General features: G+C 59.8%; 11 protein-coding genes, 1 pseudogene and 1 other annotated feature. Of the genes and pseudogenes, 4 read left to right on the top strand and 8 right to left on the bottom strand.

What is annotated here, in order from left to right:
• Window positions 1-42: 42 nt before the first annotated feature.
• The 3 genes from AC1D2R_RS17085 to AC1D2R_RS17075 all read right to left on the bottom strand — a co-directional run bounded on the left by AC1D2R_RS17085 (window position 43) and on the right by AC1D2R_RS17075 (window position 3,223).
• The gene (locus AC1D2R_RS17085; RefSeq protein ID WP_477968636.1) at window positions 43-1,158 is read right to left on the bottom strand and encodes an ABC transporter substrate-binding protein; all 1,116 of its coding nucleotides are present in this window, start codon (window positions 1,156-1,158) and stop codon (window positions 43-45) included.
• A gap of 33 nt (window positions 1,159-1,191) precedes the next feature.
• Window positions 1,192-2,313 (bottom strand): ABC transporter ATP-binding protein, encoded by a 1,122-nt coding sequence (locus AC1D2R_RS17080; RefSeq protein WP_477968634.1) that lies wholly within the window; start codon window positions 2,311-2,313, stop codon window positions 1,192-1,194.
• Window positions 2,314-2,449: 136 nt separating this feature from the next.
• Window positions 2,450-3,223, bottom strand: coding sequence for an SDR family NAD(P)-dependent oxidoreductase (locus AC1D2R_RS17075; protein WP_477968632.1), 774 nt, complete (start codon window positions 3,221-3,223; stop codon window positions 2,450-2,452).
• Window positions 3,224-3,358: 135 nt separating this feature from the next.
• Between AC1D2R_RS17075 and AC1D2R_RS17070 the strand changes: the two genes are divergently transcribed.
• Window positions 3,359-4,498 carry a histidinol-phosphate transaminase gene (locus AC1D2R_RS17070; protein ID WP_477968630.1) on the top strand — a complete coding sequence of 380 codons (1,140 nt, stop codon included), beginning with the start codon at window positions 3,359-3,361 and terminating at the stop codon, window positions 4,496-4,498.
• Here the strand turns inward: AC1D2R_RS17070 and AC1D2R_RS17065 are convergent.
• Window positions 4,482-4,660 (bottom strand): annotated as a pseudogene (locus tag AC1D2R_RS17065) (NYN domain-containing protein); the annotation flags it as partial. The gene AC1D2R_RS17070 and the pseudogene AC1D2R_RS17065 sit on opposite strands and share 17 nt — an antisense overlap.
• A gap of 94 nt (window positions 4,661-4,754) precedes the next feature.
• Window positions 4,755-4,810: a sequence feature (sul1 is cis-regulatory element that is thought to sense ions involved in sulfur or methionine metabolism; They are found in Alphaproteobacteria), on the top strand.
• 72 nt (window positions 4,811-4,882) lie between these two features.
• Between AC1D2R_RS17065 and AC1D2R_RS17060 the strand changes: the two are divergent.
• Both AC1D2R_RS17060 and AC1D2R_RS17055 read left to right on the top strand, forming a co-directional pair.
• On the top strand, window positions 4,883-6,349 hold the full coding sequence (locus tag AC1D2R_RS17060) for a SulP family inorganic anion transporter (protein ID WP_477968628.1): 1,467 nt from the start codon (window positions 4,883-4,885) through the stop codon (window positions 6,347-6,349).
• 298 nt (window positions 6,350-6,647) lie between these two features.
• Window positions 6,648-7,070, top strand: a complete 423-nt coding sequence (locus tag AC1D2R_RS17055) for a response regulator (protein ID WP_477968626.1) — start codon at window positions 6,648-6,650, stop codon at window positions 7,068-7,070.
• Window positions 7,071-7,239: 169 nt separating this feature from the next.
• Here AC1D2R_RS17055 and AC1D2R_RS17050 read toward each other — a convergent pair whose 3' ends face one another.
• Together AC1D2R_RS17050 and AC1D2R_RS17045 are read right to left on the bottom strand one after the other, a co-directional pair.
• Entirely contained in the window at window positions 7,240-7,644 is a 405-nt protein-coding gene (locus AC1D2R_RS17050; protein ID WP_477968624.1) for a hypothetical protein, read from the bottom strand.
• Between the two features lie 183 nt (window positions 7,645-7,827).
• Window positions 7,828-8,421: a TetR/AcrR family transcriptional regulator gene (locus AC1D2R_RS17045; RefSeq protein WP_477968622.1), complete on the bottom strand. Its 594-nt coding sequence runs from the start codon at window positions 8,419-8,421 to the stop codon at window positions 7,828-7,830.
• A gap of 119 nt (window positions 8,422-8,540) precedes the next feature.
• On the opposite strand from AC1D2R_RS17045, the gene AC1D2R_RS17040 reads away from it, so the two are divergent.
• The gene (locus AC1D2R_RS17040; RefSeq protein WP_477968620.1) at window positions 8,541-9,767 is read left to right on the top strand and encodes an MFS transporter; all 1,227 of its coding nucleotides are present in this window, start codon (window positions 8,541-8,543) and stop codon (window positions 9,765-9,767) included.
• Window positions 9,768-10,115: 348 nt separating this feature from the next.
• Here AC1D2R_RS17040 and AC1D2R_RS17035 read toward each other — a convergent pair whose 3' ends face one another.
• A complete protein-coding gene (locus tag AC1D2R_RS17035) occupies window positions 10,116-11,024 on the bottom strand; it encodes an aldose 1-epimerase (RefSeq protein ID WP_477968618.1) in 909 nt (302 codons plus the stop codon).
• On the bottom strand, window positions 11,024-11,779 hold the full coding sequence (locus tag AC1D2R_RS17030; RefSeq protein ID WP_477968617.1) for an SDR family oxidoreductase: 756 nt from the start codon (window positions 11,777-11,779) through the stop codon (window positions 11,024-11,026). The genes AC1D2R_RS17035 and AC1D2R_RS17030 overlap by 1 nt, the downstream gene beginning before the upstream one ends.
• Window positions 11,780-11,785 lie beyond the last annotated feature (6 nt).

Below are 11,785 nucleotides of genomic sequence, written 5' to 3'. Positions count from 1 at the left end.
TGTGCGGGCCGCCGTCGGAACACGCGACGGCCCACGAAGGACTTAGCCCTGCATGATCGCCTTGAACTTGGAGAACCACTCGCTTTCGTTCTCGACCTGGGTCTTCGACGAAATCCGGATGAGGTGTTTGAAATCCTCCTCCTTCGTCGGATAGGACGGATCGTTGACGAGATCGGCGGGCGGCGTCAGGCCGGGTACCACGCCAGGCAGACCAAGGCCGTCGAGCCAAACCTGTTGTGCCTCCTTGGTCAGCGCGTGGTTGATGTATTGCTTTGCCCAATAGAGTTCGTTTTCCGGAAGGCCCTTCGGGATCCAGAGACCGTCCGTATCGAACTTCGCGCCTTCCTCCGGAATGACCCATTCGATCTCGATGCCGTTCTTGCGGGCTTCGCGGGCATTCGTGGAAATCGTGCAGGCGGCGTCGATCTCGCCCTTCTGGAACCAGGTGGTGAAGTCCGGATCCTCGCCGAGCAGCGGCTTCTGTTCCTTCATCTTGGCAATGAAGTCCCATGCGGGCTGCATGTTGCCTGGAATGTCTTCGAGCTTGCCGCCACCGGCGACCTGAGCCGGGAAGTGAAAGCCGATGCCGTCATTGTAGAAGGCAATACGGCCCTTGTACTTCGGATCAAGCAGATCCTTCCACGATTTCGGCGCGCCGCCCGGAAAGGCCGATGGGCGATAGGCAAGTACGTATACATAGCCATAGGTGTTGACGATGGGGTAGCCGTCGAGGCCGACCGGCTTTGCCAGCTCGGTGACGTTCTTGAGATTGGGAAGATCGGACAGGTCTTCGGTGACGCCACGCAGCGCCGATTTCGTCGCATTCGTCGTCGTGTCCCAGTTGATGTGGATCGGCGGAACGCGCTTTTGTGCAACGGCCGCCCAGACCTTCGGCTGGATTTCGTTGTCTTCGGTGAGATCATGCCGGACAGCGATGCCGGTCATCTTGGTAAAGCTGTCGGACACACCCGCCTTGAGGCTGTCGACCCAGCTTCCGCCCCAGGCTCGCACGATGATTTCCTTCGGCTTTTCCGGCTCCTGCGCGAAGGCACGGGGCATGCCGAGCGCTGAAAGCCCCGCGGCACCGCCGATAGCGGCCGCCCCTTGTAGAAAGCTGCGCCGGCGCAGCGCCAACGGTGTCAAATACTGTCTGCTCATGTTCATTCTCCTCTGGTTTTCCGTTGGTTCGGCTTAATTATTGAAAACAAGGACATCGCGGCTGTTCCAGCCGAGGCTGACGGCCGCGCCTGGCTCGTGCTGGACGTGGTCGATCGGGTCGTGGTCGAACACTCTCAGCGTCTCTCCGCCAAGCGCCGGCACGCGCACTTCGTAGACGATACGCTCGCCCTCGAAGATCGCATCGCTGACCGCGCCTTCGAGCACGGTTTCCAACCCGGCCAGGGACGCAGCGCTGGCGGCAAGACGGATCTGCTCAGCACGGATCGCGCCGGATGCCGTCTCGCCGGCGCGCGGCGGATTGCGCGCGTCTCCGACCACGCCGGCGATTTCGGTTGTCCCCTGAACCAGTACGGCACCGCCATCGGCTACCGTGCGGACGGCACCCGAGATGAAGTTGGTGACGCCGATAAAATTCGCGACGAAAGCGTTTTGCGGGTTGCGATAGGTGCGGGCCGGCTGCGCCTTCTGCTGGATTTCGCCATTGTCCATGACGATGATTTCGTCGGAAACCACGAGCGCCTCCCGCTGGTCGTGCGTGACGTTGATGGTCGTAACGCCAAGTTCCCGCTGGATGCGGCGGAACTCGAGCTGCATTTCCTCGCGAAGCTTGCGGTCGAGTGCAGCCAGCGGCTCATCGAGCAGCAGGAGATCCGGTTCGAAGACCAGAGCCCGGGCGATTGCTACGCGCTGCTGCTGCCCCCCGGACAGCTCGTGAATGCGCCGGCCACCAAAGCCGCCGAGCTTGACGAGGTCGAGATACCTTTCGACGCGCTCCGGAATGGTTCGTGCGTCTCGCCGGCGCATCTTCAGCGGAAAGGCGACGTTTTCGGCGGCCGTCATGTGGGGGAACAGCGCAAGCTTCTGGAAAACCATGCCGATGGAACGCTTGTGCGCAGGTACCGCACTCACCGCCTTGCCATTGATCACGATTTCACCGCTCGTTGGCGCCTGGAAGCCCGCGATCAACCGCAAAAGCGTCGTCTTTCCGGAACCGGAAGGACCGAGAATGGTCAGGAATTTTCCCGCGGGAAGGTCGAACGAAGCTGCTCTGACGGCATGAAAACCGTCATAGACCATGTTGACGTCCTTGACTGAGACAACGATCGCGCTGGAATTCCTGGCTGTATGCTGCATGGCGTCCTCTCACGATCGGCCTGGCGCCGATCAGCAATGCATGTTGCCTATACATCTACATACATTGCTGTCAATATTTTTTGTGCACCCGAATCGTATGCCTATTTTTTAATCTCGCATGCACTGCGTCAGTACATCAGATCGATGCGAGGTAGCCACCATCGACCGGGATGCAGTGTCCCGTCACGTAGATCGACGCGTCGCTCGCGAGAAAGACCACCGCGCCGGCGATGTCTTCCAGCATGCCAAACCGGCGTTGGGGAATTTTGGCAAGCATCGCCTGCTGCCATGCCGGATCCTCGTAAAATACATCGGTCATCGCCGTGCGGAAATAGCCAGGCGCGATCGCGTTCACCCGGATGCCGAGAGACGCCCATTCGGCGGCAAGTGCCTTGGTCATGCCCAGCAGTCCCGACTTGGAGGAACCGTAAGGCACGGCGGTCGGCACTCCCACATAGGAGGTGAGCGAGCAGAGATTGACGATCGCTCCCGCCCGGTCTTGCGCAGACATCTGGCGTGCAGCTGCCTGCGCACAGAAGAAAGCACCCTTGAGATTGGTGGAAACGATCTGGTCCCAGAGCGTTTCATCGACATCGATCGAGGGCCGGATTTCCTCATAGCCGGCATTATTGACGAGAATATCGAGACCACCGAGCACCTCACTCGCCTGTGCGATCACTGAGGCGCAAGCACCGGTATCCCGGACGTCCAACGAAAACGGCAACGCTGTTTTCCCGGCGCTGGCGATCCGCTGACAGGTTTCTTCGAGCGAGCGAGCATCGCGCGCGGTCACCGCCACGTCGGCGCCCGCGCTGGCTAGGGCTTCCGCAATAGCCTGGCCTATTCCGCGGCTTGCACCCGTCACGAGCGCCTTGCGGCCGGAAAGATCAAAGAGGGCAGCGACTTCCATTGCGACAACGACTCCCCGTCAAACCTGATGAACACGGCAACAACAGCACTTTTGAAACTAGATGTCTATACATATCTGTACAAATGGACGGGCGCCCCCTATGCTCGCTCTCAGCTGAAGTGGAGAGTGATGCGCATGCCGAAATCCGGGTCGCTGGTTCGTGCCGAAGTAAAAAGCCTTTCGCCCTACAATGCCGGCCTTACGGTCGCAGAGGTCAAGGAACGCTACAGTCCGGCGCGCATCGTCAAACTTGGATCGAACGAGAACCCACTTGGCCCCTCGCCCAGGATCGCGAGCTTGCTTGCAGACAACAGAGAACTTTTTCGCCTCTATCCTGACCCTGCCGGGCGTGAACTTTCGCAGGTGCTGGCGTCAGGTTTCGGCGTCGCCGACAGCCGCATCATCCTGGGCAATGGCTCGGAGGACCTGATCGCCGTCATCGCCCGAACGGTCCTTCGCCCAGATGATCGCGTCGTGACGCTCTATCCTTCCTTCCCGCTTCACGAAGACTATGCCACGCTGATGGGCGCCAAGGTTGAGCGCGTCGATCTTCGACAGGATTTGACCATCGATACGCAGGCTCTGCTTGCGGCCGTGGCCAAACCAGCGAGGATGGTGATCTTTTCCAACCCGTCGAACCCGGTCGGTAGCTGGCTCTCCTCGAGGGAACTCGCACAGGTCATCGAGGCGACCGACGACGCCACCCTGATCGTCGTTGACGAAGCCTATGCGGAATACGCGTTGGGGGACGATTATCCTTCCGCCGTTCCGCTCCTTGAAGCCTCAGGCAAACCGTGGGTCGTTTTGCGCACCTTCTCCAAGGCTTACGGTCTCGCCGGCCTTCGTATCGGCTACGGCATTGTGAGCAACGCAGAATTGCGCTCGTTCCTCGATCGTGCCCGCACCCCCTTCAACACCAATGCGATTGCGCAGGCGGCCGCTCTCCTCGTCTTTGGCGACGCCGCACATTTGCGCGAAACGGTTGCTCTGGCTTCAAACGAGCGCGTCCGCGTGAGGGATAAGCTGCTCGCTCAAGGACTGCGCGTCGCCCCCTCCAAAGGTAATTTCCTGTTCATCGACACGCGACAAAACGGAACCGCCATCGCCGAAAGGCTGTTGAAGCAGGGCGTGATCGTCAAGCCCTGGAAGCAACGGGGCTATGAAAGCTTCGTCCGCGTCAGTATCGGATTGGCCGAAGAAAACGACCTCTTCGTCGAGGCGCTGATCAGCGTCCTTGGGGATGAGAGCGCTGATGAGGGCGCGAATAGGCTGTAGCGGGTCGAGACGAACGGGAACTTGGGAAGTCGCCACAGATCCGCCGGACACTCGCTTCTGCGATCTTCGCGATCTCTTCGACCAGACCATCGACGCCGAAGCGTTGTCCCCGTCGATGAGGACGGCAAGGGAGGAAGACAGGGAGCTTCGAGCATCGAGCATCGAGCATCGAGGCCGTGGCGGGATGGCGCCATGAGCCGCCATTGCTATTTCATATTGCAATGCAGAAAAATTGCAGTATTACAAATTCACTCACCACGGACCCGGTGTAACTCCGGGTGGCTCTTCTGGCCGCCGATCCGCCAGACCACGCAAAACCTGCATGCCATTCAGTCGACCGCCTATCAGAGAGCGCGTTCGCCATGCTTTGCGAGAATTCTTCAAATGCAATTTTCTTCCATCCGTCGGGATTGGTCAGCCAATCCCATGCGCGAAATGCTCGCCGGAGCTGTCGCGACCTTTGCGCTGATCCCCGAGGTTATCGCGTTTTCCTTCGTCGCGGGCGTAGATCCTCAAGTCGGCCTGTTCGCATCCTTCATCATCGGTATCGTGATCGCGTTCACAGGCGGCCGTCCCGCAATGATATCGGCGGCTGCCGGGTCGGTTGCCCTCGTCGCGGCGCCCTTGGTCCATACATATGGGCTTGCTTATCTGTTTGCAGCCGGCTTGTTGGCGGGTGTGTTTCAGATCACGTTTGGACTTCTCCGTCTCGGTGTCCTGATGCGTTTCGTTTCGAAATCTGTGCGAACGGGCTTCGTCAACGCACTCGCAATTCTCATCTTCGCAGCCCAGCTACCGCACATAATCGGAGGTGACTGGCTTGCTTACGGTATGCTGGCGGCAGGGCTTGCGGTCATCTACCTTGTGCCTAGGATCACCACTGCCATACCGTCGCCCTTGATCTGCATTCTCGTTCTCACCGCTGCCTCGATTTCCTTGCAGCTTCCAGTGCTGACGATCGCCGATCTCGGCAAGCTACCAGAATCCCTTCCAGTCTTCGGCTGGCCCGCCGTTCCCCTTACACTGGAAACCCTGATGATCATCGCCGGACCGGCGCTTGCCATCGCCATGGTTGGGCTACTGGAATCCATGATGACGGCCAGCGTTGTTGACGATCTCACAGGCACCCCGAGCTCAAAAAACAGGGAGTGCACTGGTCTTGGCATCGCCAACACCGCCGCGAGCCTTTTTGGCGGGATCGCAGGCTGCGGTATGATCGGCCAGACCGTCAGCAACGTGAAATACGGCGGACGTGGCCGACTTTCCACTCTGTTCGCTGGTGCGTTCCTGCTCGTCCTCATGGTTCTTCTGAAGCCGTGGGTTTCTCAGGTTCCCGTCGCGGCACTCGTTGCCATCATGGTGATGGTCTCCATCGATACTTTCGATTGGTCGTCATTGAAGACCATGGTGGTCCACCCGAAGATGTCGAGCGCCGTCATGGTCGTGACCGTTATCGTCACGGTGTTCAGTTCCAATCTTGCTCTGGGGGTCACCGTAGGCGTTCTTCTGAGTGGCGTGTTCTTCAGCTTCAAGGTTGCCCGGCTTTTGCAGGTGGAAACCCAGATCAGTGTTGGCGAGGATCGGGCGACGTATCGGGTTTCGGGCCAGGTGTTCTTCGCCTCGGCCGATGTCTTCGTCGAGGCATTCGATATCGAAGGAGCAACAGGTATGACGGTACTGATCGATGTATCACGGGCTCATTTCTGGGACATTACCGCCGTTGCTGCGCTCGATAGGGTCGTTGAGCGCTTCAAGGCCCATGGCATTGTCGCAAAAGTTGAGGGCTTGAATGAAGCGAGTGCGACGCTGATCGGAAGCCTCGATGGCCCGATGAAGCTCAAAGAGGTCTGATTCAGATTCTCCAGCGTCAACAAGGGTTTTTCGTGAAGGGCCGCTCAGGACCGAGATTGTTGAACATCAGTTGGCCATCGGTTCGGCTGTACACTCGACGAAGGAGCGTTTCGAGCAAGCTGAACCTGCCGACAGCTCTGGGGGTTGATCGAATGATACTCGGCCCCACGCGGCCCAATGCTCATTGACCCCGGGCTGAGCGGCCAAACGCGGTTCACCTGTGGTTCATGGCACGCGGACTATTCTATGCAAAGCCGACCATCTCAGCGTTACAGTCGCGCATCCTAGGGAGAGTGGGATGAAGAAACCGACCGATTTGAAGCCGATTACGCTGTTGCTGCTCGAGGACGAGCCCTTCATCGCGTTAGACGTCGAGGAAGTTCTGAACGGTGCAGGCCTAAGCGACATCCATACCGTATCAACTTGCAGGGACGCCGAAAGTTGGCTTCTTGAAGCAACACCTCATGTTGCCGTTATCGACCCGCGATTGAACGACGGGATTTGCGTTGCGGCGGTAAGGCATCTCGTCGCCCGTGGCGTTCCATTTGTCGTATACTCGGGTGAATCAGGGTCTCTCATCGACGAGGAGCCAGCTTTCGGGCGCGGTCTCTGGCTCACAAAACCGTGCGGCCCGGATGAATTAATTTCGGCCGTGGGCCGCGCAGTGTCCATGCCGCAATCGACAGGCGCGCTAGCACCCACTCCTTCTAGGGGCGTCTGATACACTCCTCGCAGATGCCGTACTCCATTGCCTCCTGCTCGGACGGCTCCACCTGTTTTCGGCAGCATGAGCAGGTCACAGGCAAGCGCGATCGGGAGCATCTCGGCGGCGGGATGATCTCGATCTTGAGGGTGTACTCTCTCAACTCCTTCCGGTTTTCCATCTGGGTTTACTCCTCATCTGCGTCTTGCAGAGATGGGGACGCGAAGTGGTTAGTTCCAGTTGACAGGGCGCGCGAAGCGTTCAGATCGATCGAAAACAATCGTATGACTGCGCAAACGCATGTCTTCGGCGGGGTGAGCGACGTGTCTTCGAAGTCAAGCGCTTCCGTCGACCACCGAGGTGTAACGTCGTAGACGGCGTCTGCAAAGACGAACTCATGATCGAAGATCGAAATCTTCGCTTCGTTTTCGGGCAGATATTCCTCGTTCAGTTGGACAATCTCAGGTGTCACACTTACTTCAAGCATCTGGTGCCCGGACGTTGCGCATTCCTCGGCCTGCGTGATCAGGAAAACCGGCGCCTTCCCCGCGGCGACAACCGAGATCGCCCTTGTAGTATGACGCGCGCGCATCGCACGTCCACGAGTTCTGCCCGGCCTTGATCAAAGCTGAGCATCGGGCGGGAAGACTGCCGCCAGGAATTCGGCACCTGGAGATGCGGTTGTCTTGTTTCCCCGCTTTCGCGGTCGCGCTTTCTTTTCGCGCATCAACTTGCGCTGAGAGCAGACTGGTTGCGACCGAGGTGGCAGCGCAAGCTAGTCCTGCTTGATGCGAAGCCCTTCGAGAAATGTCCGGAACGTCTCGACCACTCGCTTAGACGTTGCTTGCGGGTTCGCCGAATTGGCAATCCACTGTGCGGCGCTGCTGCTCGCCGCATTGACCAGGCGGGCGCCAGCTTCTGGATCAATGTCGACGATAGTGCCCTCGTCCCGGAGGCTGCCCAGGCTTCGCGCGACCGCGGCGATGCAGCCGTTGGCACTTGGCCATCCGGAAGGGTCGCCAAGGACGGCAGGCCCGTCACGAAACATTATACGCTGAATCTCCGGTTCGAGCGCCATCTGGACGTAACCGACATTCTCGTCGATGAAGCCCTGCCACCGCGTCGGCGCCTTGGATGAGATCGCGCAAAGACGTGCTGCCATTTCCGCATCGATTTCGCTTATGACTGCCTCCAACAACCCCTTCTTGTCGCCGAAGTGGTGATAGAGCGCGCCGCGCGTGAGGCCGGCTGATGCCGTGAAGTCGTCCATTGACGCCTCGGCATAGCCAACGGTCCCATAAGCCTTGCGGCCCGCCGCCAGCAGTTTCGCCCGCGTCTCCGCAATCATCTCACTGCGCGGCTTGCGCATCATGTTCTCCACTTTTGCATACGTCGCGTATACTAATTGACATACGTGGCGTATGCAATTATTCATTGGCATACGCCGCGTATGTGCATGGCGGAGACGTCCAATCAAGGAACAGTCCGATGTCCAATCCGTACAGTGAAATCTTTCGGGCGCCAGGTGCCAAAGGCTTTTCGGCTGCCGGCTTCTTCGCCCGCCTGCCCATTGCAATGGCCCCCATCGGGATCGTCGCCATGCTTTCTCAGACCCGTGGGGAGTATTGGCTTGCCGGTGCCGTTTCGGCGACGTTCGCGCTGACCAACGCTTTCGTCTCGCCACAAATATCGCGCCTCGTTGACCGGCGCGGTCAACGGGCCGTTGTCGGGCCAACCACGCTCCTGTCTGTGATCGCATTTATCGCTCTCATCGCCGCCGCAAACCATGGCTGGCCTGACTGGGCGCTGTTCGCCTCCGCCGTCCTGGCGGCGGCCATGCCCAGCATGCCGGCGATGGTGCGCGCTCGCTGGACGGAAATCTTCCGCGACCGGCCAGAGTTGAATACAGCCTTTGCGTTCGAATCTGCGGCCGACGAGCTCGTCTACATCGCGGGTGCTTCGCTTTCCGTCGGCCTCGCCGTCTCGCTCTTTCCGGAAGCAGGGATGGTCATCAGTACAGCCTTCCTGGCTCTTGGAACGATCGCCTTTCTCCTGCAGCGGTCGACGGAACCCGCGGTCCACGCCTCTGCATCAAATATTCCGCAACGCTCTGCGATCTGGTTGCGTCCGGTTCAGATCATCACAATGGCCCTGATCTTCGTAGGCTCGACTTTTGCCACGGCTGAAGTGAGTGCTGTCGCAATCACCAAAGAGCTCGGGCAGCCGAGCGCCGCCAGCCTCGTCATCGGCGTCTATGCAGTCGGCTCATTCGTCGTCGGCTTGATCCTTGGGGCGCTCAACCCCAAAATGCCACTCCCGCGCCAGCTGCTCGTCGCCGTCAGCGTCCTCGCTCTAACGTCCCTCCCGCTTCTCATCGCCGGTACATCGGTTCCCTTGCTCGCTTTCGCCATCTTCGTCAGCGGCGTCGCAATCTCGCCGACCTTTATCACCGCCTTCAGCCTGATCGAGCGGCGCGTACCGGAATCTATGCTGACGGAAGGTGTTACCTGGGTCATGACCGGGATCGGCATCGGGATGGCGCTCGGCGCTTTTGTTTCTGGTTGGGTGGTCGACAGTTTCGGCGCCACCAACGGCTTCTGGGTATCTGTAGCAGCCAGCCTGATGACCGTCGTAATCGTGACCCTTGGACAGAGCAGCCTCTCGGGCAAGCGATCTCCCTCGGATGTTGTCGGCGTCGCGCGACCGGCGGAATGAAAGCCCCGGCTGTCCGCAGCCGTCCCCTCCTCCATCGTCCGGCGCGCCTCATCGGTGCGCGTCGGCCATGCAAGCGAAGACGCCGGGCGGACGAACCTCCGGAGGGCTGCTGAGCATCTATGCCCCCGGAGCCGACGTAAGCCGGCTTCGAAGGACGACCTTGGCATCTCGATGAAGTTGCCGAGCGCATCAATGACCGGAAATGCTCGCTGTGGCGCCGTCAACCAGGATGGCTTGTTCTTTGTTCTCGACGCGGTCGTTCAAACGTCGCTATACCAAAGCCGCCAGAAGACTGCTCACACCACTGCCGAAGAAACGCGCAGGACTTTGAACTCCTTGTACTGCCCCCTAAGCGTCGGCTTGGTAGGCTTTGACAAAGGAGGGCGTTATATTGGTCGTGACGCTCAATGTCTCGGACGGGTTCAGCACTTTCATCCCGTGCGCCCGGGGTCCCTCGGGCAGATTGAATGCATCGACGGGATGGGTGACGGGCTCGAAGCAGAAGAAATCGGCTGTCGCGGAGGGGGAGAAAACGACATATTGATCGAGCTCTTCACTGGCATCGATCTCCGCGGCAAGGCCGCGCGCAGGCCACTCGATCCGGGCGGTCCTGTTCCAGCCGCTGAACCAGTTGTTGATCCAGCGCTCCGGCAAATGGCAGCGCGCGTTGAAGTCCATATCCGCGTGGTTTGATACAGGCTCGAACACATCCGGGAGGTGATCGACCTCCTCCAGCCAGATGCCGTCTGCGGAAGCCGTCAGAAACGTCTCGGTGTCTCGCACGAACCACGGGTGAAAACCGGCGCCGAAAGGCAGACGGATACGCGCGCGGTTGCTGATTGCAAGCTCCATCGCCAGCGCCAGGCCGTCCAATCGATACGTCATGACTGCATCATAGCGAAACGGGCCGGGGCCGTTTGCCGAAAGCGACAGGGTGACACGGTCATCTGCCTGTTCATCGACGGTCCAGCCTGCGGAGAAACCGCTGCCGTGGATCGGATATTTCTCCGTTTCGATGTTGCGGGCGATCGGGTGGAACGTTCCGTCGAACGTGAAGCCGCCGCCCGAAACCCGCCCGGAAAAAGGAACCAGCAGGATGTTGGACAGATGGAAGGGATGCTGCGTTGCCGGATCGGCGGTCCGCAGGATCGGTTGCCACGCCGCGCCGTCAAAGACGTCATAACAGCTGAGGCCCGCGCCGAGGTCGGAGCGGATGGTGATCCGCGCCTTGCCATTGGAAAGGCTGATCGCCGCCATCACCAGCCGCCGTCGATGGCGATGTTCTGGCCGGAAATCATGTCGGATGCCGGTGAGACGAGGAAATGCACGAGATCGGCGACGTGGGCCGGTTGGATACGCGCTTTCAACGACTGGCTTTCGATGATCCAGTCATTGTATTGCTGCAGCCGGTCGGCGAAGACGCGCTCCTCAGCCTCGGAAACGACGGCACCCGGCGAGACGGCATTGACGCGGATGCCATGCGGTCCGAGTTCTCGCGCCAATGCCTTTGTCAAACCGAGCATCGCCCCTTTCGAGGCGACATAAGGCACATAACCATCCCAGCGCCCGTTGAGCGTGAGCGAGCAGAAGTTGACGATCTTGCCATAGCCCTTCTCTTTCATCGCCGGTGCCACAGCGCGGGTCAGCGCGAAGGCTGCGGAAGAATTGACCCGAACCTGGTCCTCGTATTCCTCCAGCGAGAATTCTTCGAACGGCTTGTTGATGATCAGCGCGGCATTGTTGATCAGGATATCGATGCCGCCGGTGGTCGCCGACAGCTCAGCCACCCGCTTTTCGGCGGATGCGAGCTTGTTCAGGTCCTCGCCGACATAGATTGCCCTGACGCCATGGATGGCGGCGATCTGTGCTGCGAAGGCTTCCCCACTCTCGGCACCCGGCCGATCGAGCAGCAGCAGCGTCGTGCCGCTGCGGGCAAGACGGTCGGCCTGGGCGCGGCCGAGGGTCCCCAAAGCGCCGGTCAACAGTACGGTTTTCCCAGACAGGTCGGTCATATCTAC

The organism is Rhizobium sp. P1_C7, assembly GCF_056406295.1.
Note: the sequence above shows the minus strand (reverse complement) of the source record. Positions and strands in the feature narration are given on the sequence as shown.

What these genes read in the sequence shown, in the direction of transcription:
- AC1D2R_RS17085 (WP_477968636.1), bottom strand. Translation starts at nt 1,158, where the DNA reads ATGAGCAGACAGTATTTGACACCGTTGGCGCTGCGCCGGCGCAGCTTT.
- AC1D2R_RS17080 (WP_477968634.1), bottom strand. Translation starts at nt 2,313, where the DNA reads ATGCAGCATACAGCCAGGAATTCCAGCGCGATCGTTGTCTCAGTCAAG.
- AC1D2R_RS17075 (WP_477968632.1), bottom strand. Translation starts at nt 3,223, where the DNA reads ATGGAAGTCGCTGCCCTCTTTGATCTTTCCGGCCGCAAGGCGCTCGTG.
- AC1D2R_RS17070 (WP_477968630.1), top strand. Translation starts at nt 3,359, where the DNA reads ATGCCGAAATCCGGGTCGCTGGTTCGTGCCGAAGTAAAAAGCCTTTCG.
- AC1D2R_RS17060 (WP_477968628.1), top strand. Translation starts at nt 4,883, where the DNA reads ATGCAATTTTCTTCCATCCGTCGGGATTGGTCAGCCAATCCCATGCGC.
- AC1D2R_RS17055 (WP_477968626.1), top strand. Translation starts at nt 6,648, where the DNA reads ATGAAGAAACCGACCGATTTGAAGCCGATTACGCTGTTGCTGCTCGAG.
- AC1D2R_RS17050 (WP_477968624.1), bottom strand. Translation starts at nt 7,644, where the DNA reads ATGCGCGCGCGTCATACTACAAGGGCGATCTCGGTTGTCGCCGCGGGG.
- AC1D2R_RS17045 (WP_477968622.1), bottom strand. Translation starts at nt 8,421, where the DNA reads ATGCGCAAGCCGCGCAGTGAGATGATTGCGGAGACGCGGGCGAAACTG.
- AC1D2R_RS17040 (WP_477968620.1), top strand. Translation starts at nt 8,541, where the DNA reads ATGTCCAATCCGTACAGTGAAATCTTTCGGGCGCCAGGTGCCAAAGGC.
- AC1D2R_RS17035 (WP_477968618.1), bottom strand. Translation starts at nt 11,024, where the DNA reads ATGGCGGCGATCAGCCTTTCCAATGGCAAGGCGCGGATCACCATCCGC.
- AC1D2R_RS17030 (WP_477968617.1), bottom strand. Translation starts at nt 11,779, where the DNA reads ATGACCGACCTGTCTGGGAAAACCGTACTGTTGACCGGCGCTTTGGGG.